This window comes from Oceanobacillus sp. FSL W7-1281 (assembly GCF_037969835.1).
Taxonomy (GTDB): Bacteria; Bacillota; Bacilli; order Bacillales; family Amphibacillaceae; genus Oceanobacillus; species Oceanobacillus oncorhynchi.
The window spans coordinates 2,665,533-2,689,455 of the sequence record NZ_CP150214.1 but is presented as its reverse complement, the minus strand read 5'-3'; the positions used below and the strand labels follow the sequence as shown (position 1 = coordinate 2,689,455).

Here is a 23,923-nt window from a genome sequence, read left to right as displayed (position 1 = left end):
GTATTCTTGGTTTTTCTTATTATTTTTTAATACATTCAGGATTCCAGATTAGGCAGAGAAGTTGAAAATTTATTATTTCTTAATAATCAGAATCACTGCCTCGGATGAATTATTGACATTTAAGTCCCCTTCCAAATGAACTCTATGATAAAATAGCGATACAGGTCAAACAAATAATGATATAAACACATAGGATATAGGAAGAAACGTAATTATGTCATTAGAGTCAATGAGGAGAGGATTGGAATGAAGAAAAAAGTTGGTATTGTTTTTGGAGGGAAATCATCAGAGCATGAGGTTTCTTTACAATCAGCCAAAAATATTGTGGACGCAATTAATTTAGATAAGTATGAAGTCTATCTGCTTGGAATTGATAAGCAGGGGAATTGGCATGTCAATGACCGTTCTCACTATTTAATAAATGAAGAGGATCCAAGCCTGATTGCATTAAATAAAACAGGGAAGGGAATTGCCATTGTCCCTGGAGCGGAAGAGAATCAAATTATTGAGACCGGCTCAAGTGTAAGCATGGATCAATTAGATGTTATTTTTCCTATTGTACATGGCACACTCGGTGAAGATGGAAGCCTGCAGGGTATGCTGAGAATGGCCAATATTCCATTTGTAGGCTCTTCTGTGCTTGGTTCAGCTATCAGCATGGATAAGGATATTGCCAAGCGTCTGCTGAGCGATGCAGGCTTACATGTTGCCCGTGGTTACAGCTTCCGTAAAGCCAAACAAGATCAAATCTCTTATCGGAAGATTGCTGCGGAATTAGGGACACCATTATTTATTAAGCCGGCAAATCAAGGTTCTTCTGTTGGTGTACACAAGGTGGAAACGGAAGAAGCATTTAACCATGCTATTCAGGATGCGTTTATGTATGATCACAAAGTTTTAGTTGAAGAAGCTGTCTCAGGAAGAGAAATAGAGTGTTCGGTTTTAGGTAATGAAAACCCGATTGCATCTGTACCAGGCGAGATTCTCCCAACCGTCGAATTTTATTCTTATGAAGCGAAGTATATTGATGAATCTGGAGCAAGCTTAGAAATTCCTGCTGTATTGGACAAAGACGTGACAGATCGAATTAAACAGACTGCCGTTCAAGCGTTTGAGGCTTTAAATTGTGAAGGCTTAGCCAGAGTAGATGTATTTTTAAAAGAGGATAATACGATTATTATTAATGAAATCAATACTTTGCCTGGATTTACGAAAATAAGTATGTATCCAAAGCTTTGGGAAGAAAGCGGCGTTTCCTATCGGGAACTGATAGAGAAATTAATTGAACTGGCAATCGAAAGACATCAAAGAGATCAGCAGCTGAAGAGCTCTATTCAAAATTAAAGACGTAAAAGGATGGTTGAATGTCTAGCGACAACATAGAAAACGGCGGTATCAAAGCGTATTTACAAAACAATTTGCCGGCGTTGATTTTTCACTTTTTCCTGACAGTGTTTGCCATGCTGATGGTACTTTTCACGAATCAACTGCAAATGGTATTTTTCGGTGTTTTAATCGCGTATGTATTATTTGGATTTGCATTGAAAAATCAAGGAACGCTTTTAAAAAATAGTTTGACGGTTTCCCTGGTTTTTATCATTAATCTGATAATGTACACCTTGGTTCCGCTGGCAGTGTCTGAGGCACTTATGTTTTATTCCTTGCCGTATCTTTATTTAGCGTTGATCAATGGACAATTGATTTTCCTGGCTATTGTATTGCCATCCATTTGTATGCTGATCGGGTTATATGTGAAAATAAGCATTACAAAACTATCAAATAAGAACAAGGCATAAATTTACAAAGAGGAGCTGTCATAGGGAAAACAGTTCCTCTTTGTAAAATATAGCCTGGATTTCCTGTTAGCAGATGGATAAGAATGGGTATACTATCAATAGGAATTAAACGGGAAAGGAGGGAACCGCGATTCTTAATAAACGTATTCGTCATATACAACGTTATCGAGAAATACTTGTTGCATTTTCCCGTAATGGTTTTGGGTATATTGTAAAGGAATTGGGATTGCAAAAGGTTGTTTCTTTACCAGAAAAAGTACTTAAAGGGAAGAAGGAAATACATAGAAAAACAACAGGAGAGCGAATTCGGCTTTTCCTGGAAGAATTAGGGCCGACCTTTGTGAAGCTTGGACAGATTGCAAGTACAAGAAGTGATTTGATTCCCCAAGATATTATTAAAGAACTGGAGAAGCTGCAGGATCAGGTTGGTAAAATCCCCTATACCGAAATTCAGGAAATTATCGAGAGGGAATTGGGAGAGCCGATTCATGATATATTTAAAGATTTTAACAAAGAGCCTATCGCCGCTGCCTCCATCGGACAGGTTCATTATGCTATTTTGCAGAGTGGGGAAGAAGTGGCTGTAAAGGTACAGCGCCCGAATATTGAAAAGAAAATTCATACTGATTTAGAGATTTTAATGAATTTTGCCACCCTTGCAGAAACACGTTTAGAATGGGCTTATCAATATAAAATCACCGAAATCATTGAAGAATTTAAAGCATCGATTCTCGCCGAATTAGATTACACTTTGGAAGGACGGAATGCTCATAAAATTGCAATGAATTTCAAAAATGATAAAGAAGGCGTGAAAGTCCCTGACGTGTATTGGAAATATACAACTGAACGTGTGCTGACAATGGAATTTGTCAAAGGAATAAAGTTAGATGAGAATGTGCAGCTTATCCGGGAAGGCTATCAGCCCAAGGTTATTGCAGAAAAATTAATCCATAATTTATTTGAACAAATATTGTTAGATGGTTTTTTTCATGCAGACCCGCACCCGGGTAATGTGATGATACTACCGGGTCATCAGCTGTTATTTATGGATTTTGGAATGGTCGGCCGGCTTACACCGTTAATGAAGGAGCATCTGACGGATATGATTATTGCGCTGGCCCGTCAAAATACGCATGCAATCGTGAAGGCTATCTATCGAATGGGTGTGGTCCCTGATGAGGTCAATGATGATATGATGCGGGCAGATATTGAAGAGCTGCGGGATAAATATTATGATGTGCCTTTCAGCCAGGTAAGCTTGGGAGAAGCGGTGAATGATTTGTTCAGTGTTGCCTCCAAACATCAAATTCGTATTCCTGCTGATTTATCTTTGGTCGGGAAAACACTGGTAACTCTGGAAGGGACCGTAGAAAGGTTAGATCCGGATATCAGTATTGTTAAAATAGCACAGCCATTTGGAAAGAGGCTGATTAAGGAAAAATATCGACCTAAAAAAATGGCAGAGGAAGTTTATGAGCAGGTCGATGATTATAAGGATATTATTTTAGATTTACCGGAGCATGTTAATGCGGTGTACAAGCTGATTCGGAAGGGGAAGGTGCCCTTGGAAATATCCGTTTCCAGAGTGGACATGATTCTTAAGAAGCTTGACAGAATCAGTAACCGGTTATCGTTCAGTATCGTCCTGTTATCGTTCAGTATTATTATGGTTGGATTAATTGTCGGTTCAGCAATCGCGGGAGAGGTTTCCTATTTTTGGAGTCTGCCAGTTATTGAAATTGGCTTTGTAGTTGCTGTGTTAATGTTTATATGGCTTATTTTTGCGATATTCAGGTCAGGAAGGTTTTAGTTTTAAACAGAGAAAAAGCTTATGTCTGAAGGGGCTGTCCCATTCCTGACATAAGCTTTTTTTGAATGTTGATTAGAATACTTTATCGCCATTAAAGATAGAATTTTTCACAACCACATAATCTACTGTGCGGATAGCATCTAACTGTTTGCCGCCTGCGTAAGAAATAGAGGATTGAAGATCCTGTTCCATTTCTGTCAACGTATCCTGAAGGGCTCCCTTATGCTCTACATACATTTTTTTGCCTTCTACGTTTTTCTTTTCTCCCTTTTGGAACTCTGATGCAGAACCGAAGTATTCCTTCAATTTCTTGCCATCTTTTTCAATGGTTTCTCCAGGAGATTCTTCGTGACCGGCAAATAAAGAACCGATCATAACCATGGATGCACCAAAACGTACAGATTTCGCAATATCGCCATGTGTACGGATTCCGCCGTCTGCAATAATTGGTTTGCTTGCAGCTTTTGCACACCAGCGCAGTGCTGCCAGCTGCCAGCCGCCCGTTCCGAAACCAGTTTTAATTTTAGTAATACATACTTTACCAGGCCCGATTCCTACTTTTGTAGCATCCGCACCCGCATGCTCCAGCTCACGTACAGCTTCAGGAGTACCAACATTACCAGCAATTAAAAAGCTGTCTGGTAAATGCTTTTTAATATGCTTGATCATACGGATAACAGGCTCTGAATGACCATGTGCAATATCAATGGTGATATATTCTGGAACTAAGTTATTTTCAGCAAGTGATTCAACAAAAGCATACTCGTCATCCTTCACTCCGACACTGATTGAAGCAAATAAGTCTTGTTCCTGCATTGTTTTAATAAAATCAACACGTTTCTCAGGCTCGAAACGGTGCATAATATAGAAGTAATTATTTTTAGCTAAATAGGTTGCAATATTTTCATCAATAATCGTCTGCATATTTGCAGGAACAACCGGTAATTTAAAGCTTCTTCCGCCAAACTCAATGGAGGTATCGCATTCTGAACGGCTATTTACCACACATTTTGCGGGAACTAATTGGATATCTTCATAATCAAAAACATTTTCCATTTAAAACACTCCTAAACACGAATAAAATTTGTATTGGATATTAAAAACATTCGCCTTTAGTAATTTAACCCAAGCGGGATGTTTTGTCAATGTTTTATGTCTGTTTATCGACATAATAATTTGAAAAATAAGGCACTTTACGACAATCTGTGATTGAGTTTAATAAATGTAGAGGGATTATTTATCATATATACACTAACAATGCTTAATCAGAAAAGAGCTGTCATGCTATAATTGGTTGATAATCATATCAAAATAATGAATTGGAAGGGGAATACATCATGGCCATATTTTCAAAAGATGCACTAGAAGGAAGGCATGTGTTAATAACAGGTGCAACTGGCGGAATAGGAAGAGAAACAGCGAAGATTGTTGCGCAGATGGGGGCTAAGGTCACCATAACCGGACGGAATGCCGATAAGCTTGCAGAACTTAGACAGGAGCTGGAAGGTCTTACTGATGCTTCGAAGCTATTTGTACAGCAGGCAGATATAACAGAGGAAGCGGAAAGAATGCAATTGGTCCGCAACGCACGGGACGCATTGGGATTTATCTCTGATTTAGTCAATGCCGCTGGAGTTGCGGGAAACAAGACGGTGGATCAGCTGGAAGAAGCGGATATACAAGCCATGCTTACAGTAAATTATTTGTCTGCATTCAGTTTAACGAAAGAAATTTATCAGAAGATGCAAGAGAAGCAGCAGGGGAATATCGTCAACGTGGCGTCTTTATCCGGTTTGCGGGGGACATATGGAAATAGTGCTTATGCTTCTTCTAAATTTGCGATGATCGGCTGGACACAGTCCATGGCCTTGGAAGCAATTGCTTATAATATTCGTGTCAATGCAGTTTGTCCCGGTTTTGTTGATACAGAAATGGTGCAGGGCTTATTTGAAGCAAAAGCGGAAAATACAAATCAATCCTATGAACAGGTAAGAAAAGCAGCAGAGGATTCGCTGCCATCTCAAAAAATAACAGCTCCGGATGAGGTAGGCAATACGATTGCGTACCTGCTGACGGATGCTGCCCGAAATATTGTAGGGGAGTCGGTGAAAATTTCAGGGGGAGCTGTGATGCGATAAAGCAATAGCCTTATTCATTGGAAAAAGCTAATGGTTCAAATTGCACCATTAGCTTTTTTATACTTATTTTAAATTAAGCTCTACTTCATGTCCTTTGGAAATATCTTCAGCATCCATATTTCTCATCGGGCCAATTTCAATTTCCATACTTTTATCTTTCCAAATTTTTTCATACATTTCTTTGTCTAACAGGAAGGTTTGCAGCAATTCCCCTTCTTCACCAGTTGGAATACTGCTGCTATTGTCATAAGGATGAAACATTCCTTCACTTAAAAGATATTGAGATCCATCATTTACTGTGAGCCTTGAAGAAAGAGAGCTTAAGCCAATTTCCTCATCACCCTGGTTATCAATTTCAAATCTTATCGTAGCAACTACAATGTTATCAGGATCCTCATAACGAGCTGCTTCTTCGGCATTTGGTGTAAAATCAACAAATTGATAACCATCTAATGTAATTGTTACGTCTCCTAATTCGTCGCTCTCACCAATGCCATCTTCTTGTTCAATCATTTCTTTATCGCCCATATTTTCAGCACTAAGTGCATCCTGATAGAAACCTTGGCTCTCTGTTTCCGCATTTTTTTCAGCACTGTCACCATCTAAAGGAAGGCTCCATTCAGTACCAGAACCAATGCTGGAAGAATATTCATTATACTCTGTAGTTGGCGTAGGAACATCCAAAATAACATTTCCTTCTGCCAATATTGCTTCTAAATCTTCTGATCCAAAAGGATAAGCGTAATAGCCGGTCACTTCATCTCCAGATTCCACTAAGTATTCATTATCGGGGTTTAGCATACTTGATAATTGCTCATCTAAAGGGAGAAGCTCCCGATAATTTGTATAGAATTTTGTTGCTCCAACAAAATCTAAATCTAATGAAGGCATGTAATGTAAATCCTGATCAGAATCATTTTCTACCGTATATTGAGCTAAAATAACGCCACCATCTGTTTCGTCATTAAAAGGAATACTGAAATTGGTATGAAAATCTTCTAATTCTACTAATTGGTATGCATCCAGTGTTACAGTTAAGCCTTCCATTTCATGAGATTGAGACTCATCGTTCTCATAAAGAAGCGTAGCAGTACCTTCTGTTTCCTCTTCCATTGCAGTAATTAATGCATCAAAATCTGCATTAGAAGATTCTGCTTGAGCCTGTTCTTCCTCATCAGCATCCTCTTCGGCTTCTTGCTCTGCATCTGCTTCATCGGAAGAAGCATCTTCATTTTCTACTTCTTCTTCCATTTGTTCTGGTTCCTCAGCTCTTTCCTCTGAGTTTTCTTCTGTTTCGTTTTCTTCTTGATTTGTTTCTTGTTCTTCCGCTTCTGCTGCATCATCTTCATCACTAGAACCGCAAGCGGTTAAAGCGATTGCGAATACAGCTGCAAGAAGAACATAAAGCATTCTTTTTGACATCTAATACCTCCATATATTTAAAATATATATAATAGTAACATAATTTTAGGTGGAAAAATGTAAAAAGTCATAAAAAATTATCCTTTTTTGAAGAAAATTACCTGTTTTATTTGATTTTTTAAGAAATGATAGTTGATAGGGAAATGATAAGGGCAGTTAAAAAGTTAGTATCAATATTAAGGAATTTTTAGATGAATTTTCTAATTTCAGAGAAGTTAATAGAAAGAGAAGCAAATGCTTCATTCCAATCATATCGGAGTAAGTATTTAATTATGAATATTTGGTTTAAATATCGATTAATTGATATCAACAACTAGTGAAATAACAATAAAATAAAAAGATAATTTAGACAAAGGAAAAATATAATTGATCCAAGAATCTAGATAGGAATAAAGGAGTTTTTTAGGTAGGTATATAAAATGAAAAAATATACAGCCGACTTTAAATTACAAATTGTGTTAGAAATCTTGAAGGAAGGCTTTTCCTGGGCATTTGCACCGCTGAACCATTTACAAAGCTTGAAAAACTCTTTTCCCTAAAGCGTAACCTTTCTGCAAATACACGGAATAGAAACAGCACATGAATCGCATTATTAGGAGTTGGAGTGGTAGCCACAGCTGGTGTAGTAGCAACAATGGGTTTTGAGTTTTTCTATGAAAATAGCGCCCGGGTTCAAGATAGCTTGGACTGGGTAGGTCAGAAAGTGGATTGGGTAGGTGACAAAATCGGATGGGCAGGTGAACAGTTTGATAACGGTCTGGAAACTGTAGCAGATTGGGCAGGCAACGTCGGTGAAGCCCTGCAAAACAACTGGGGAGTAATTAATCCATTTTCTTGGTAAGTACCAATTAGTAGGTTTAAAGAGGAGAGTTTATTTAATGAATTGTGAAATACAACGTTTAGCTAAAAATATACGGTATCGTATTCTAATTATCAATGGTGAACAATACATCCTAGATATGGAACGGTCATTTTGGAAGATTATCTTTCCGTTTCTCTTTTGGCTAGTACCTAGTCAAATATTTAAAGTTGAAGACCAGGCCATTGTTGAACAATTGAAGACAGCAAAAAAGGAAAAAGCGGAAAGTTCATTGATAATATCTTTAGGGGGCGGTGCTTATGCGCTTGGCATACTTTTAACACCCTTAATGGGTTATTTTGAAATTCCAAGTTCTCCAATGGTCAACATTATGCTCCTTATTCCTGTTTTAATAACGGTAGCCTTATTGTATTTTTCTATAAGCTATAAGCGTAAAAAGAAGTTGGAAAATGTTATTAAACTTGAGAGATTGCCACAGTATGTATTATGGATTCGACCAAGTTCAATAAAACTCGTTTTTAAATTTCTCGTGGCTTATATTTTTCTGTTAGGATTTGTTCTATTAAGTTTTCTACTGTATATCCAGACAGGGAATGTTATGGTTATAATTATTACATCGGGATTATTGTTCCTTCTACTACTTGCTAGTCGTGTTACAGTTGATGAAGGCTATACTACTATAAAATTTAAAGACTATAAAAAGTTTAGATTCTCTGAATAAGATAATAAAGAAAAAATGAGGAAAGGAATGTTATTTATGTTATCAATAGGAACGATAGTATATTTAAGAGAAGGAACAAGTAAACTGATGATTTTGAACCGGGCTCCGATACTTCCGTCAGAAGAAAATGAAGAAGAAGGAATCTGGTATGACTATTCAGGGTGTTTTTATCCACAAGGACTAAATCCCGCTAAAGTTTATTACTTTAATGAGGAAAACATAGATAAAGTAGTTTTTGAAGGTTTCAAGGATGAAGAAGAAGAGCGTTTCCAAGAGCTTTTTCAGGACTGGTTGCAGGAAGAAAAACCAAATATTAAAAAAGGAACGATTACAGGTCCAATGGAATAAGGAAAAATGAAATCAATATGGCAAAGAAGCATATTATCAGTATGCTTCTTTTGCTACGACCTTTCTTCCAAAGAAGAAAGGTCGTAGCAAAAGATATTAGAACATTTACATAGGTATTTTTAATTGGAAGATATTAAATTAAAATTCAAATGCAAGCAATGGAACTGTTATAGAAACATAAACAAATGGTTTCCATTGGAGTTTTGCTGGCAGCAGTCGTTTTTATGATTTTTGAAGAGCAATTTGGAATCCCTTTGCATATTGTTTCTGTTATGGGGGCGATGGTTATTTACACTTCATCTGCTATAATCTTTATCAAGGGTGTTAGCGAAGGAACAATCAACTCCTGTTTCTATGGAAATGAAGTTACTTTTTAATGTGCGAAAGTTGAGTAATTAATACATCGAATTTTTTGTTCTATCCTTTCCTATACACAATATCCCCATCAACAATCGTCATTTCAATACTGGTATCTACTAATTCGTCTGCATCCTTCATCTGAAATGGATCAGCAGAATAAACCGTCATATCTGCAAGCTTGCCGCGGGAAATGGTTCCTTTTATCTTTTCTTCATTTGTTGTATAAGCTGCATATTTCGTAAATAGATAAAAAGCTTCGTGCATGCTTAATTTTTGTTCCGGATACCAGCCGCTGTGTGTTTCACCGGGAGCTTTTCTGGTAACTGCTGCATGAATCCCAAGTAAAGGATTCAATGGTTCAACAGGGGCATCTGATCCGCCGCCGCAGATAATGCCATTATCGAGCAATGTTTTCCAGGCATAGGCATAAGGCATGCGTGCTTCGCCAAGCCGCTCTGTAACCCATGGATAGTCACTTGCAAGGAAACGGGGCTGAATATCAACGATACGATCTGGCGTTGCAAGGCGCTTTACTAGGTCTGGATTAATGACCTGCGCATGTATCAGACGGTCTCTATAGGCGGATGCCGGAAATTGGTCCAGGGTATCAAGGACATTTTCCAATGCCTGGTCGCCAATCGTATGAACAGCAACAGGCATACCCATTTCCCTTGCGCGTTTTACGATAGTGTACAATGTATCCTGCGAGAGCATTGCTTCTCCAAATTGCCCGGGCTGATCGGAGTATGCTTCCTTCAATAGTGCCGTTCTTCTGCCGAAAGCACCGTCTGCAAATATTTTTACCGCTCCGATTTGCAGCATATTATTCCCATATCCGGTATACATTCCCGCTGCATGCAGATCTTCTAAGAAAGGATAATCAATTAATAGATTTGCCCGCAGACCCATTTTTTCTTCATTTAATAATTCCTGATAGAGCTGATAGGTTTGCTGTAAGCCGCCTAAATAAGCCGGGTCATTGGAATGCACACTGGTTACCCCATATCCGGAAACGGTGGAAATGGTTTTACGAAGTGCTTTTTTCCACGTTTGATACGATTTATCAGGGATTTTTGCTTTAAATAATACCGTTGCCGATTCAAGAATTAAGCCGGTGGGTTCTCCATTTGCATCCGTTACAATCTCGCCGCTCTTTGGAACCGCAAGCGTCCCGGAATAATTAATCTCCTCGAGCGCTTTCGAGTTAACAACGGCTGCATGCTCGCATATTCTTGTCAGAAAAAGCGGGTGATGTGGAACTGCCGCATCAAGCTCTTCTTTCGTAGGCAGGCCGCCATCCGTGAATAGATTTTCATCCCATCCGGCGCCAAGCAGCCATTCTCCCTTGTCTAATGTATCGGCATGCTGTTTTATTTTATTTAAAAATACTTCTTTCTTTGTCACACCGGTCACATCTAAATCAATAAACTTCATTGCCTGCATAGAAAGGTGGAGGTGTGTATCTGTTAATCCCGGCGTAGCAGCTTTTCCGCCCAGATCAATCACCGCATCACTTTTTGAACTCCAAAAAGAAAGCATTTGCTCATTGGAGCCCATATCTATGAAATGTCCATCTTTAATAACAACAGCCTGTACAACTGGCTGCGAAGGTTGAAATGTATGTATGACCCCATTGGTATATATCTTTATCATGGAAACGCTCCTTATCTAAATTATCGTATGTTTTACGTATATTAAAAACGGACAGAACCAGTTTACAGACGCCTTGTAAACCTTAAATGGGAAAGCATTCTGTAAATGGCACTATGATTATATTTTATCAAAATTGTTTCATTTTGACAGCAGGCAGGATTGACATTTTCAGAAATTTTATTATATACTTGATTCAACAAAGTTGAACAGAAGGAAACTGGATTGAATATTATTTGTAGTATCTAAAGAAGGGTGATTTGCATGCGGTTATAGTAATACCTTGTAATAACGATGCTGGCTTGTTTGCCGGGTCATGCACAATCGAGGTATATTTTCATAGCTTGAATTGAAAACGCATACAAAGGAGGGGTATGGATGCGTGGATTACCAAGCAATGTTTATTTAAAGGAAGTCGGGCCAAGAGACGGGCTGCAGAACGAGCAGAAATGGATTTCTACAGAGGATAAGGTTGCATGGATTAATATGCTTTCCAAAACCGGCGTCTCGGAAATTGAGTATTCATCCTTTGTTCATCCAAAAATGATTCCTGCACTGAAGGATGCAAGGGAGGTAGGCAGACGGATTAACCGTGAAAAAGGGGTCGCTTATTCTGCTTTAGTACCGAATATGAAAGGGCTGGAGCATGCTTTAGAGGCTGGTATTGACGGTGCTTCGGTGTTTATGTCGGCGAGTGAGACGCATAATCTCAAAAATATCAATAAACGAATTCCAGAGACATATCCGATATTAACAGAGGTTATCAAAGAAGCTAAAAATGCCGGGAAAATAGTAACGGGCTATGTTTCTACGGTATTTGATTGTCCATACGAGGGGCGGATTGAAGTGGAGGATGTACTCAGCGTATGTGATCAATTAATTGAGAGCGGAGTGGACTATCTTTCTCTTGGCGATACCATTGGAACAGCTGTACCGACGCAAGTGGAGAAACTGCTCGAAGGCCTTTTTCCTTATTTTCCAAAAGATAAACTGATACTACATTTTCATGATACGAGAGGAATGGCAATAGCGAATATCATGACGGCGCTTCACATGGGAATTACCCGGTTCGACAGTACCGTCGGCGGCCTGGGCGGGTGTCCTTATGCACCGGGAGCTGCAGGCAATGTTGCTACCAATGATGTGCTGTATTTGTTAAACGGGCTGGGAATTGAGACAGGAATAAATGAGAAATGTATTCAGGAAGCAAGTATATATATTCAAAACAAGCTTGGAACAACATTGCCGAGCAGATCGGTAGCTTATTTGAAAAATGCATGAAGATAAAACAAACAGCGGAAAAGTCTTGTCAAGCAAGTGATGGCAAGGCTTTTTGGTATGTTGCCAAGAATGTTTTTTCGTAAACGGTGTTAGAGAATAGATTGACTCTATTGGTTTGTCTGGATTATGATTAAATATACTATAAAAGGATGTTCAAGAATTATAATAGAACACGAATGACTATTTGGCAAAGGAAGGAATGAGCAGCATCGAATTACATAAAATTGGAGAGAAAATTAAGTATGCAAGACGCCGGGAAGATAAAACACAGCAAGAAATTGCGGACGCTTCCAATATCTCTAAAAGTTTATTATCTAAAATTGAAAATGGACAGACTGCTTCAGCGATAGCGACGTTATCGAGAATTTGTGACGCTTTACATATACAGCTGTCATGGGTGCTGGATGATAAAGAAGAGCAGGATATTGTTATTCAAAAGAAGAGTAACCGCCCGCAAAAAGTAGGGGATGAAAGCATGGGATACTCCTATGAAATTCTTGCTAACCGCTCCCAATATAGCGGGATTGAACCGACGATTGTCCATGTTACTCCAAAGTCTCTGAATCAGCGTGATGAAAAAACGTATACGCATTCACAGGACGAATTTATCTATATATTGGAAGGGGAAATTGAACTGCTATATGATGGGAAAAAGCAGCTGCTCCAAACAGGTGACAGTGCTTATTTCGCAGGGTCTAAACCGCATTTATTTCTCCCGGTAGATGATCAGGAGGCAAAGGTGTTGACCTGTTTTATTGACAGGGTCTGAATAAGGAGAGAACATAAATCTAATTAATCAATATAACGTTTTTTATACTGGGAGGCAGAAGAATGAATTCACCTGAATGCTCTTTTTGTTATCCTTCTTTAATAAAAAATCAGCAAATCATATTGGAAAATGAAAAAGCAATGTTTTTACAATTAGAGGAAGCGCAGGAACCAGGGAGAGCACTCGAAGGAGCTGGAGTGATTGTGACCAAAGCACATCGAGTCTATCCATTTGACTTAACAGATGGAGAATGGCTGGCAATAAAAGATCTTTTACAGAGAGCAAAAATACTGATTGATGAAAAGCATGCACCTTCTGGATATAATATCGGCTGGAACAGCGGTGAGGCAGCCGGCCAGCATGTGATGCATGCGCACCTGCATGTACTGCCGCGCTATAAGGATGAACAGATGAGAGGGAAGGGCATACGTTATCTGTTTAAGCTTGCATCGAATAAACGGACAGGGGAAGAGGAAAGTTAATTTAAGTACCGTGAGAATAAGACTGCATAATAAAAAATAGGAAGTAAAAAAATCTCTGTTCATTTTCAAATGAACAGAGATTTTTATCTTCTTGCTGTGTTTGATTCCTAATTTCATAACAATAAAGCCGTTCCGAAATACCTCTCTTCACAATCTGGCAAACTGCTAGGTTATGGAGCAAAGTCCATTTGACCAGTAATTAACAAGATAAATACGATTATCCAAAATATAAACATAGAAGAAGAAAGAATGAAAGATATAATCGGAATGATATTTTTTTCTGTTTTCTTTCCTAATCCAATAATTGATAATATGATACCCGCTGCTGTAAGAAAAAATGTGATATAATCACCAGCTAAGTTCCCAATGTTAGCTATCCTTGTAGGGGTTATGAAAACGATGAAAAAGCAGATAACACCGATGATAAGAGCAAAATAGCTAATAAGACCATGTTTTTTCAGCTTATCAGGTTCATTTTTCAAATTAACACCTCTTTATTCAAAGTAAAGCATGATATCATCCGGATAGTCAGAGAAACAACTTTATTGTCGTGCTGCAGCTATTACTGCCTTACATTAGTTATCATTATTTTCTTCGCTTGTTTTCGCTGCAGCAACCTCTGATGCCGCTGGTGCAGGAGTTTCCTTCGATTGTGGTTTAGCATTGCCTTTCGATGCACCTGCCAGTAACTCCTTAATGTCGATTCCAGAGGTTTCCTTCAGGTTTTCCTGTAAGGTACTGATTAAATTGGTTGCATAACCGGAGACTTTGTTCGCTCCGCCATTAGCACCATTGCTTCCTGTATCAACCACGGTAATCTTATCAATATTGGATAATGGGCTTGCAACTTGTTTTGCATAATCTGGAAGCATTTTGATAACCATATCAAGAATAGCTGCTTCTCCATATTGTTCAAAGGCTTGCGCGACTTTTTCTTTCGCTTCTGCTTCCGCGAGACCTTTCAAGCGGATAACCTCTGCTTCTGATTCCCCTTGTGCACGTTCTGCATCTGCTTTCGCAAGACCGTCAACACGGATTTTTTCAGCTTCTGCGCGGGCTGCTGTTTCAATACGATATTGATTCGCATCTGCAGTAGCCATCTCTCTTGCTTTTTCAGCAATTGCAGATTGCTCCACAGAATATCTGTCCGCATCTGCTTTTTTCTTAACTTCTGAATCATATTGCTTTTCACGACGCAAAATTTCTTTTTCTTCCAACTCAATTTGCTTTTGACGCTCGATGATTTTGATTTGCATTTCTTGTTCCGTAACTTCTTGTTTGGAACGGGCTGTTTCAAAATCATAAGCCTGGTCCGCACGTGCTTTTGCAGTATCCTGCTCACGACGGTATTCAGATGTTTTTAATTGATTTTCTTTTTCTGACTCTGCAATCTCGGTTGCCCGTTGCAATTCTGCACGTTTTGCATCTTTTGCTGCTTCCGCACGCTTGATTCTCGTTTCTTTCTCTGCTTCAGCTGTAGCGATATCTGCATCACGTTTTACTTGTGCAATACGAGGCTTACCAAGTGATTCTAAGTATCCATTTGTATCTCTTACATCTTTAATCGTAAACGATACGATAACTAATCCCATCTTAGCTAAGTCGTTAGAAGCAACCCGCTGTACTTCCTGAGAAAACTTGTCACGGTTTTTATAGATTTCTTCAACCGTCATTGAACCAAGGATGGAACGTAGATGACCCTCCAGTACTTCTTTCGCTTCCAGCTCCCGGTCCTGTTTAGATTTTCCAAGGAATTGTTCTGCTGCTGTAGCAATTTCACTGATCGTCCCGCCTATTTTAAAAATTGCTGTACCATCTGCTAAAACAGGAACACCTTGTTCTGTGTAAACTTCTGGAGTAGTTACCTCCAATTTACTTGATAAAAGACTAAGTGGTTCTGCTTGTTGAAAGACAGGAACGACGAATGTTCCGCCGCCGCGAATAATTTTAATTTTATTTCCGGCTTCATCTACGTGAACATTCTTTCCACCTAAATAACTTCCTGTAACAATGAGCGCTTCATCGGGGCCGGCTGTACGGTACTTGGTTACAAATAGACCAAGCAGTGCCAAAAGAAGCGCAGCTGCTACAATAATAACAATCCACAATTCTGACATGATTTTCCTCCTCTAAGTTTTATTTTTCCGGCTGCCGCCCCTCTGGGTAAGAGGGGAGCAGCCGGAATTACTTCACTAGCATTCTCTCTATTTAAAAAGGAATGAAGCTTCAGTATATGTGAAAAGCTAATCCATAATTAGCTAATCCAACGATTGATAGGGGCTGACATAGAAAACACCATCTTTAATTTCGATAATTAAAACGCGCTCATCCTGAGCGATTGCTTCATTATCATAGCTGACAGCCGGTTTTGAGATAACTCCACTTTTCCATTGCACCATTACTTCTCCATAACCATCTATCGGAATAGATACAATCGCAGTCCCTACACTGCCAATGAGAGCTTCTTCCGAATATCCCCATGATTGTTCAGCTGATCGAATTGGAACAAGAACAAATAAATGCAGGAGAGTTACAAAAATGATACTTAATATAGAAGAAATAATTAAAATGATTAAACTTGACCAGTCCATAAACCATTCGAGAACATATCCCATGGCAGATAAAAAAATGAAAAAGGAGAGAACAAGCACCGGGTGCAAGAAAGGAATGGATTCAAAGATGCCATCCAATAAATCTCCAAACAATAAAACAACAACAGTTAAAATTGCTGCTATAATCAGTATCCATAAATATAAATCTTGTATAGCGTAACCAAATAAAGTCAATATGTACCCTCCCTTTTTCCATGTCTTACTTATATGTACGTTTATTGTTACAGTTTGGTTTCAATTTTTTGGAGGAAACGATGTATTTTATATTATTATAATAAAACAGAGGCCCCTTTATGAAAAGAGCCTCTTTCCCTATTTAATCATGTAATGATTTTGTTTGTACGTTTTTATGTTAAGTATCTAAAAGAACTAGCTGATTCATTAACTCATCTAATTCTTGGCTGCAGTTAACGGTTTCTTTGGCTCCCAAGCCATTCTTTTGTGCTTGTTGTAACATTTCACTTCTTTTTTGAACAATTGATAGTACAATGGCCTCCCTGTTGTACTCATCAATCTTTACTTCTTCTTTCATATCCTTTACGATGCACCTTTCTTAGTAATATTTGGCTGCGATGAATAATGTAATAAAAGCTTATTATTAAAGTACCAAAAGAATTATCGCAAAAAGAGAAAAAAAATGAAATGCTTTCGACAAAACTAGTGGTTTTTCTTTCTCATTTTTTTAAAAAATGGTCTGAGAGTCTTATTCTTAAAATAGTAGTTTAGTGATTTTACTGAATAATCGAGCATCATTATTTTCCTTTTCTTTTAAAATATACCAATGTAGATCATCATCTAGCTGCTCGTGGGGGCAGTTTTCCGTTTAATTAGCAGTGTACGAGCGTATTCCTTGAAGAAGCGCATTAATATTTGATTTTTCGATATATTTAGTAAAAAAATGATGTTGTTCTAAAGAAGAGTGCGATGCGCTCTTACAAAGATAGTCTCCTTATTTCACGGCGGGGAGCGGGGATCCGTTTTTGCAAGCACCTAGCTGTAAGGCTAACATGCATTTTTCTACAGTATGGATGGTTAATTAAATAATGTTTTGCTTTTTAACCAATTAAATAAAGAGAGGGAAAAAAACCTCTCTTTTTATTTAACTGTCTTTGATTTCATAAAAAGCGACATGTGTCCGCGAATATTTTTTAGCCCTGGAAAACAGCTCCAAACGTTAATGAAAAAGAAGGTATATCAAATGTCGAGATGGTATTTTTTAATTTTTTGATACAAGGTAACACGGGATATACCAAGCTGTTTAGCTGCCTTTGATTTATTGCCGTTACATAATTCCAATGCCTGTTCAATTGATATTTTCTCCAAGTTTTCCTTCTCCAGCGGCAGTGTTTCCGTATGCGGCAAGGGAGGATTTGAAAAGGAGACTGGGAGAAAGCTTAATACATCCTGTCTGGTTAAGGTTGTTCCCTCATGCAGGATAATGACTCTTTCCATCAGGTTTCTGATTTCTCTTATATTTCCAGGCCAATGATATTGCTGCAGGGCTTCCATTGTTTCATCAGGTATCTCTGGAATAGAAGTCTGATACTTCGCAGCAAATTGCTTTAAAAATGTTTTTGCCAGGATGCTGATATCTTTTTTTCTATCACGCAGAGGAGGCATGGTCAATTGAATAACATTTAATCGGTAAAATAGATCCGATCTGAATTTATTCTCTTGCATCAGCTTTTCTAAATTCTGATTTGTTGCAGCAACGAATCGGACATCAATTTGTTTTCCGCCTGAGTCACCGATACGGTAAATACGATTTTCCTGCAGAACACGCAGAAGCTTTACCTGCATATCTAAGGGAAGCTCACCTACTTCATCTAAAAAAACTGTGCCGCCATCAGCCATTTCAATTTTCCCTGCTTTCCCTCCTTTTTCAGCACCGGTAAAGGAGCCGCTCTCATAGCCAAATAACTCACTTTCAAATAATGCCTGCGGGATGGCGCCGCAATTGACAGGAATAAAAGGGGCATTCTTTCTTTTACTGGCATCATGAATCGCCCGGGCACATACCTCTTTCCCTGTACCGCTTTCTCCAAGAATCAAGGTGGTTGCATCGGTTCCGGCAGTTTTACTGGCGAGCCGGATCATTTGGTGAAGCGCCTGACTGTCTCCTTTTAATTTAGCAAAGGGAGAGCTGGAAGAGGCGGGAGTCATTTTTTGCTTTAGCTCCTGCAGCTCTTGGGAGGTACTTTCCAAATTATCGTTCAGTTTCACAATGTGGGTAATATCCCGTTCAATCGAAATCACACCGATTAAAGTATTTTCCTGATTGAAGACAGGGGAGGAATTGACCACAACATGCTTATCTTTCCTTGGTCTGTGATAGGCATTCTTAACAGGCTTCCTCGTATTTAAAACCTTCATTACCATCAGGTCATCATGTGAAAAGAAGTCTGTGACAGGCTGGTTGATAATTTGTTCTTTATCAATTTGATAGGTTTGTTCGGCAGCATGGTTCCAATAGATTACTTTTTGTTCTATATTTACAATGGTAATGGCATCATCTTCAGATTGTAATAATTCCTCAAAGAAAAAAAGTTCATTCATATACTCACCTCGTAAATGTAAAGTAAACTGTAAACCCTCTATACAATATGTGTAATTTTCCTTTACACTATTGTAAAGGTGATTTGCAGTAAAAGGCAATAGAAAATCACAAAATAATGAAATCGCTTCCATTATTCACAAGCTTTCATCAGGTGTTTTTATTAATAATGATAATACTGGCATGTTTTTTGCATATAGATTGATAGAAAAACAGAATTAAATTATCTACTAGGAGGTATGTTACATGGTGCAGCCATTTACACATGAACCATTTACAAATTTTAAGAAAGAAGAGAATAGAAAAGAACTGGAGGGAGCATTACGTTCTGTCCGCGCGGAGCTGGGTAAAGATTATCCGCTGGTTATCAACGGAGAAAAAGTTTATACAGAGGATAAACTGGTATCCATCAACTCAGCTAATAAGGAAGAAGTGGTTGGAAACGTATCAAAAGCAACAAAGGACCATGTCGAACACGCTTTTCAGGCAGCAGTAGAAGCTTATGAAACCTGGAGAAAAGTACCAGTGGAAGATCGTGCGCATGTTTTATTCCGTGCGGCCGCAATTGTCCGCCGCCGCAAGCATGAATTTTCTGCTTGGCTGATTCAAGATGCCGGCAAGCCTTGGGATCAGGCGGATGGAGATATTGCAGAGGGCATTGACTTTTTAGAATATTATGGACGCCAGATGCTGGAGCTTGATCAGGGAAAACATGTAGAAGACCGTATGACGGAAAATAATAAATATTTTTATAAAGCAATGGGGCCCGGTGTTGTTATTCCGCCATGGAATTTTGCATTTGCTATCGTGTGCGGAACGGTTGCTGCTCCGATTGTTGCTGGAAATCCGGTCTTATTAAAGCCTTCTGAAAATACACCGGTTATTGCATATAAGCTTGTAGAAGTATTAGAAGAAGCTGGTCTGCCTAAGGGCGTATTAAATTTTGTGCCGGGTGATCCAAAGGAAATTGGCGATTATCTGGTAGACCACAAAGATACGCATTTTATTAACTTTACCGGTTCACGAGCGACTGGTGTCCGTATTTTTGAACGTGCAGCTAAAATTCAAGAAGGACAGCAGCATCTGAAGCGGGTTGTTGCAGAAATGGGCGGGAAGGATACAATTATTGTTGATGAAACAGCTGATTTAGATTTGGCTGCGGAGTCAATTGTTCATTCTGCATTCGGATTCTCCGGACAAAAATGCTCTGCATGCTCCCGTGCAATCATCCATGAGGATGTCTACGATGAAGTTATCAAGAAATCAGTTGAAATTGCCAAAACATTAACTGTCGGCAATCCATCTGAGGAAAATGTGTATATGGCTTCGGTTATTAATCAGGCACAATTTGATAAAATCAAAAACTATATTGAAATTGGCAAGGAAGAAGGAGAGCTTGTTTTCGGTGGAGAAACAGATGACTCTAAAGGCTTCTTTATCTATCCAACCATTTTCAAGGATCTGGATCCTAAAGCACGTATCATGCAAGAGGAGATTTTTGGACCTGTCGTTGCGTTTGCAAAGGCAAAAGACTTTGATGAGCTGTTAGAGATTGCAAACAATACAGAATATGGGTTAACGGGAGCGGTTATTTCTACAAATCGCAATCATTTAGAACGTGCCCGGGAGGATTTCCATGTCGGCAACCTGTACTTTAACCGCGGCTGTACAGCAGCCATTGTCGGTTATCAGCCATTTGGCGGATTTAAAATGTCAGGAACCGATTCAAAGGCAGGAGGTCCGGATTACCTGCAGCATTTCTTGGAGGCTAAAATTGTGTCAGAACAATTTTAATAGATAGCAGCTTGCCTGTGAACAGAAGCAGAAATCGTTTTTTCTGTTCACAGGAAGCTTTTTAAATGAAGAGCTTGTTTTGAAGATGGGGGGATATTGGGTTATGGCTAATTTAGCTAGAGATTTTTTTATAGGACTTTCCAATAATGACTTTTTAAATAAAAGCGCAAGAAAATTTGGAACGCGGTTTGGAGCAGAACGTTTCGTAGCCGGAACCGTTTTCGATGCCATTGTTCCTGTAATAAGAGAGTTGAATCAAAAACAGATATCTTGTACAATGGACCACCTCGGCGAGTTTGTAACTGATAGAAACGAGGCAGTGCATGCAAAAGAGAAAATCATAGCAATGCTTCATCAAATTCAGGAAGAGAATTTGGATTGTCATATTTCTATCAAACTGACGCAGCTGGGGCTGGATATTGAAGAATCCTTTTGTATTGAAAATGTGGAGCAGATTCTAGACGTGGCTCATGCATGTGACATTTTTGTGAATATAGATATGGAGAAGTATATCCACTATGAGAAAACCCTGCAGATTCTGAAAAGCCTTCGAAAAAGCTATACCAATGTCGGTACGGTTATACAGACATACTTGTTTGATGCAGAGAAGGATTTAAGCGATCTTGAAGAAGTGCGGCTGCGTATCGTAAAAGGAGCTTATAAAGAAGACAACACGGTTGCGTATTCCTCCAAAGAGGAGATTGATAAGAATTTTCTGGTGATAGCAAAGAAAAGGTTGCTTGGAAAAGCTTTTACATCTATCGCAACGCATGATCATCGTATCATTCAGGAATTAAAGGAGTTTATCGAAGAACATCACATTTCAAAAGATCGTTTTGAGTTTCAAATGCTTTACGGTTTCCGAGTCGATATGCAGCATCAATTAGTAAAAGAGGGGTTTCGATTCTGCACATATATCCCCTTTGGAGAGGATTGGTTCGGATATTTTATGCGCCGTTTGGCAGAGAGACCGCAGAACCTGAATCTTCTTATGAAAGATGTTTTTTATACAGAGGAGGATAAGCTGAAAAAGCAGCCGATTATCATTGGAACTGCAGCGTTAACGCTGTTGCTTTTTTGGGGGAGGCGGAAGAAGAAGGAGAAGAAATAGCAGATAACTCATAAAGGATTGTTTCTCATACCGTCTTTTTCAACGCCTGTTATTAGAGACAGGCTAATGAACAAAATGAAAATTACAAGTTTTACACTTGTTATTATAAATTTTATCACCTACAAAGGGAGAGGGAAGGATGTCAGAAACAACCTATCAAATTACGGCGATTGTCTTGTACTTTTTAGTGATGATCGCTATTGGCTTATATTCTTACCGTAAGACATCGAATTTAGATGACTATATGCTGGGCGGAAGAAGTCTGGGGCCTGTTACATCAGCACTGAGTGCCGGTGCTTCCGATATGTCGCAATGGCTGTTAATGGGACTTCCCGGCGCAATTTATGTATTTGGTCTGGCCGAGGGATGGATGGCCATCGGTCTGGCAGCCGGGGCTTGGGTAAACTGGCTGATTATTGCTCCGAGACTGCGGACCTATACCGAGGTATCAAATAACTCCATTACGATTCCAAGTTACTTAGACAGCCGCTTTAAAAACAATACGAAGGTATTACGCATCGCATCCGGTATTGTTATATTGCTTTATTTTACATTTTATGTTTCTTCAGGGATGGTTGCAGGAGGCGTATTTTTTCAGAGCGCCTTTGATGTAAACTATCATACTGGCTTAATGACCGTAGCAGCGGTAACTATTATCTATACACTTGTCGGCGGTTTTCTTGCAGTCAGTTTTACCGATGTAGTGCAGGGAACGATGATGTTCCTGGCGCTGATTCTGGTACCGGCAATGACCATTGTTTCGCTTGGAGGAATTGGCGAAACAGTAACCATTGTCCAAGATGTCAATCCCGATATATTAAGCTTTTTTGCCGCTGCATCAGCCACGGGGATAATTTCATCCTTAGCATGGGGACTGGGTTATTTTGGGCAGCCGCATATTATCGTTCGTTTTATGGCAATCAAGTCGGTGAAAGAAACCACTTCTGCCCGCCGTATCGGCATCAGCTGGATGGTCATTTCATTAGTCGGTGCTGCCGCAACAGCGATATCCGGATTTGCATTTTTTCAAGCCAATCCAGAATTGACATTAGCGGATCCAGAGGCTGTATTTATTGTTTTAGGGCAATTATTATTTCATCCATTCATAGCTGGCCTTCTGCTGGCGGCAGTACTTGCCGCAATTATGAGTACGGTGTCTTCCCAGCTGCTGGTAACTTCTTCTGCGCTGGTGGAGGATATTTTCAAGGCTGTGTTTCATGCAGATGCAAAGGATAAAACCTATGTGAATTTGGGGAGACTGGCTGTTTTAGCTGTTTCACTCATCGCTATGATATTTGCCTGGCAGCAAAACGATACCATCTTAGGGCTTGTTTCCTTTGCATGGGCAGGCTTTGGTGCTTCTTTTGGACCGGTCGTGCTGCTGTCTTTGTTTTGGAGAAAAACAACAGGAGCTGGAGCACTTTGGGGAATGATTGTCGGTGCAATCGTTGTATTTGCATGGGGCTACTCTCCATTGTCCGGATATTTATACGAAATAGTACCCGGGTTTATCCTGAGTACAGCAGTCATTATTTTAGTCAGCCTTCAAACGTATAAGCCTAACAAAGAAATTGAAGCAGAATTTAATGAAACCATGAGCAGGCTTCAAGAGCATAAGAATAAATAAGAAATAGGGCCGGAGTGTGACTCCGGCTCTTTCTTATTACTCAATTTTCGCACACTAAAAAGTAATTTCATTTCCATAGGAACAGGAGTTGATCGTTCCTTCGATAACACCCTTGACATAAGAATAAAAGGTGAAGTGTAAAGCACCGCTGCGGCGGACCAATTTGCTTTCCTAGGGGCACGCTCTTCAGCTAACTTTTGCCAAGAAGAGCACTTAGCAAAAGTGGATCTTCAGATGGTGCTGATCCCTCAGGAGTCAAAACGGTCCGCCTCCGCTAGCATGATTTTCTATACGCGGAAAACAACTCACCAAATAGATGTTTAATCAGATAGAACATCTTTTTCATGCAGTATGGTAACATGTTCCGCCAAGATTACTTTCTGTGTTCTGTGCATAAATACTATTCCCTGTATTTCAAACCCATGCTATCATGATTGGTTATTCAAGCGAAAGCTGCTATTTCCTTCAGCTCATTAAAATCTTATTTCTTTCATTCGCTGTAGAATCCTATTAGAGCGCAGGCCAACCACGCAGACTCCTATGGGAACAGGGCGAGCTGAAGATCCACTTGAAAAGCGGTTTTCTTTTCAAGTTAGCTGAAGCCGTCCCCATGGAAAGCGGAGTGGTT

The 23,923-nt window shown here is 39.3% G+C and carries 22 protein-coding genes; 14 read left to right on the top strand and 8 right to left on the bottom strand.

The window, feature by feature from the left end:
* The first annotated feature begins 246 nt into the window (after positions 1–246).
* The 3 genes from ddlA (at position 247) to MKX55_RS13335 (ending at position 3,606) form a co-directional block, all read left to right on the top strand.
* Positions 247–1,344, top strand: coding sequence for a D-alanine--D-alanine ligase (ddlA, locus tag MKX55_RS13345; protein ID WP_339233194.1), 1,098 nt, complete (start codon positions 247–249; stop codon positions 1,342–1,344).
* A 20-nt stretch (positions 1,345–1,364) separates the two neighbouring features.
* Positions 1,365–1,796 carry a hypothetical protein gene (locus MKX55_RS13340; RefSeq protein ID WP_339177714.1) on the top strand — a complete coding sequence of 144 codons (432 nt, stop codon included), beginning with the start codon at positions 1,365–1,367 and terminating at the stop codon, positions 1,794–1,796.
* Positions 1,797–1,926: 130 nt separating this feature from the next.
* Positions 1,927–3,606, top strand: coding sequence for an AarF/ABC1/UbiB kinase family protein (locus tag MKX55_RS13335; protein ID WP_339238531.1), 1,680 nt, complete (start codon positions 1,927–1,929; stop codon positions 3,604–3,606).
* A gap of 72 nt (positions 3,607–3,678) precedes the next feature.
* Here the strand turns inward: MKX55_RS13335 and guaC are convergent, their stop codons facing one another.
* Entirely contained in the window at positions 3,679–4,662 is a 984-nt protein-coding gene (gene guaC / locus MKX55_RS13330; protein WP_339177711.1) for a GMP reductase, read from the bottom strand.
* 281 nt (positions 4,663–4,943) lie between these two features.
* Between guaC and MKX55_RS13325 the strand changes: the two genes are divergently transcribed.
* On the top strand, positions 4,944–5,744 hold the full coding sequence (locus tag MKX55_RS13325; RefSeq protein ID WP_339177710.1) for an SDR family oxidoreductase: 801 nt from the start codon (positions 4,944–4,946) through the stop codon (positions 5,742–5,744).
* A gap of 63 nt (positions 5,745–5,807) precedes the next feature.
* Here MKX55_RS13325 and MKX55_RS13320 read toward each other — a convergent pair whose 3' ends face one another.
* Positions 5,808–7,166, bottom strand: coding sequence for a DUF5068 domain-containing protein (locus MKX55_RS13320; RefSeq protein ID WP_339233193.1), 1,359 nt, complete (start codon positions 7,164–7,166; stop codon positions 5,808–5,810).
* 604 nt (positions 7,167–7,770) lie between these two features.
* On the opposite strand from MKX55_RS13320, the gene MKX55_RS13315 reads away from it, so the two are divergent.
* The 4 genes from MKX55_RS13315 (at position 7,771) to MKX55_RS13300 (ending at position 9,432) form a co-directional block, all read left to right on the top strand.
* Positions 7,771–8,007 carry a hypothetical protein gene (locus tag MKX55_RS13315; RefSeq protein ID WP_339233192.1) on the top strand — a complete coding sequence of 79 codons (237 nt, stop codon included), beginning with the start codon at positions 7,771–7,773 and terminating at the stop codon, positions 8,005–8,007.
* Positions 8,008–8,044: 37 nt separating this feature from the next.
* Positions 8,045–8,707, top strand: a complete 663-nt coding sequence (locus MKX55_RS13310) for a DUF443 family protein (RefSeq protein ID WP_339233190.1) — start codon at positions 8,045–8,047, stop codon at positions 8,705–8,707.
* 36 nt (positions 8,708–8,743) lie between these two features.
* Complete coding sequence (locus tag MKX55_RS13305; protein ID WP_339238529.1) at positions 8,744–9,055, top strand: DUF4176 domain-containing protein; 312 nt, start codon at positions 8,744–8,746, stop codon at positions 9,053–9,055.
* Positions 9,056–9,240: 185 nt separating this feature from the next.
* Positions 9,241–9,432 carry a hypothetical protein gene (locus MKX55_RS13300; protein ID WP_339233188.1) on the top strand — a complete coding sequence of 64 codons (192 nt, stop codon included), beginning with the start codon at positions 9,241–9,243 and terminating at the stop codon, positions 9,430–9,432.
* A 40-nt stretch (positions 9,433–9,472) separates the two neighbouring features.
* Here the strand turns inward: MKX55_RS13300 and MKX55_RS13295 are convergent, their stop codons facing one another.
* The gene (locus MKX55_RS13295; protein WP_339233186.1) at positions 9,473–11,068 is read right to left on the bottom strand and encodes an amidohydrolase; all 1,596 of its coding nucleotides are present in this window, start codon (positions 11,066–11,068) and stop codon (positions 9,473–9,475) included.
* Positions 11,069–11,443: 375 nt separating this feature from the next.
* Here MKX55_RS13295 and MKX55_RS13290 point away from each other — a divergent pair, with 375 nt between their 5' ends.
* The 3 genes from MKX55_RS13290 to MKX55_RS13280 all read left to right on the top strand — a co-directional run bounded on the left by MKX55_RS13290 (position 11,444) and on the right by MKX55_RS13280 (position 13,597).
* On the top strand, positions 11,444–12,346 hold the full coding sequence (locus MKX55_RS13290; protein WP_339233185.1) for a hydroxymethylglutaryl-CoA lyase: 903 nt from the start codon (positions 11,444–11,446) through the stop codon (positions 12,344–12,346).
* A gap of 199 nt (positions 12,347–12,545) precedes the next feature.
* A complete protein-coding gene (locus MKX55_RS13285) occupies positions 12,546–13,115 on the top strand; it encodes an XRE family transcriptional regulator (RefSeq protein ID WP_339233183.1) in 570 nt (189 codons plus the stop codon).
* Positions 13,116–13,177: 62 nt separating this feature from the next.
* Positions 13,178–13,597, top strand: a complete 420-nt coding sequence (locus tag MKX55_RS13280) for an HIT domain-containing protein (RefSeq protein ID WP_339233182.1) — start codon at positions 13,178–13,180, stop codon at positions 13,595–13,597.
* A 170-nt stretch (positions 13,598–13,767) separates the two neighbouring features.
* On the opposite strand, the gene MKX55_RS13275 is transcribed toward MKX55_RS13280, so the two are convergent.
* The 5 genes from MKX55_RS13275 to MKX55_RS13255 all read right to left on the bottom strand — a co-directional run bounded on the left by MKX55_RS13275 (position 13,768) and on the right by MKX55_RS13255 (position 18,765).
* Positions 13,768–14,079 (bottom strand): hypothetical protein, encoded by a 312-nt coding sequence (locus MKX55_RS13275; protein ID WP_339233180.1) that lies wholly within the window; start codon positions 14,077–14,079, stop codon positions 13,768–13,770.
* 93 nt (positions 14,080–14,172) lie between these two features.
* Positions 14,173–15,714 (bottom strand): flotillin family protein, encoded by a 1,542-nt coding sequence (locus tag MKX55_RS13270; protein WP_339233178.1) that lies wholly within the window; start codon positions 15,712–15,714, stop codon positions 14,173–14,175.
* A 141-nt stretch (positions 15,715–15,855) separates the two neighbouring features.
* Entirely contained in the window at positions 15,856–16,383 is a 528-nt protein-coding gene (locus MKX55_RS13265; RefSeq protein ID WP_339233177.1) for a hypothetical protein, read from the bottom strand.
* Positions 16,384–16,561: 178 nt separating this feature from the next.
* Positions 16,562–16,741 (bottom strand): aspartyl-phosphate phosphatase Spo0E family protein, encoded by a 180-nt coding sequence (locus MKX55_RS13260; RefSeq protein ID WP_042534554.1) that lies wholly within the window; start codon positions 16,739–16,741, stop codon positions 16,562–16,564.
* Between the two features lie 662 nt (positions 16,742–17,403).
* Positions 17,404–18,765 carry a sigma 54-interacting transcriptional regulator gene (locus MKX55_RS13255; RefSeq protein WP_339233175.1) on the bottom strand — a complete coding sequence of 454 codons (1,362 nt, stop codon included), beginning with the start codon at positions 18,763–18,765 and terminating at the stop codon, positions 17,404–17,406.
* A 244-nt stretch (positions 18,766–19,009) separates the two neighbouring features.
* Here MKX55_RS13255 and pruA point away from each other — a divergent pair, with 244 nt between their 5' ends.
* From pruA to putP, 3 genes are all read left to right on the top strand, one after another.
* Positions 19,010–20,557: an L-glutamate gamma-semialdehyde dehydrogenase gene (gene pruA / locus MKX55_RS13250; protein ID WP_339233174.1), complete on the top strand. Its 1,548-nt coding sequence runs from the start codon at positions 19,010–19,012 to the stop codon at positions 20,555–20,557.
* 103 nt (positions 20,558–20,660) lie between these two features.
* Positions 20,661–21,668, top strand: a complete 1,008-nt coding sequence (locus MKX55_RS13245; protein WP_339233172.1) for a proline dehydrogenase family protein — start codon at positions 20,661–20,663, stop codon at positions 21,666–21,668.
* A 139-nt stretch (positions 21,669–21,807) separates the two neighbouring features.
* On the top strand, positions 21,808–23,295 hold the full coding sequence (gene putP / locus MKX55_RS13240) for a sodium/proline symporter PutP (RefSeq protein WP_339233171.1): 1,488 nt from the start codon (positions 21,808–21,810) through the stop codon (positions 23,293–23,295).
* Positions 23,296–23,923 lie beyond the last annotated feature (628 nt).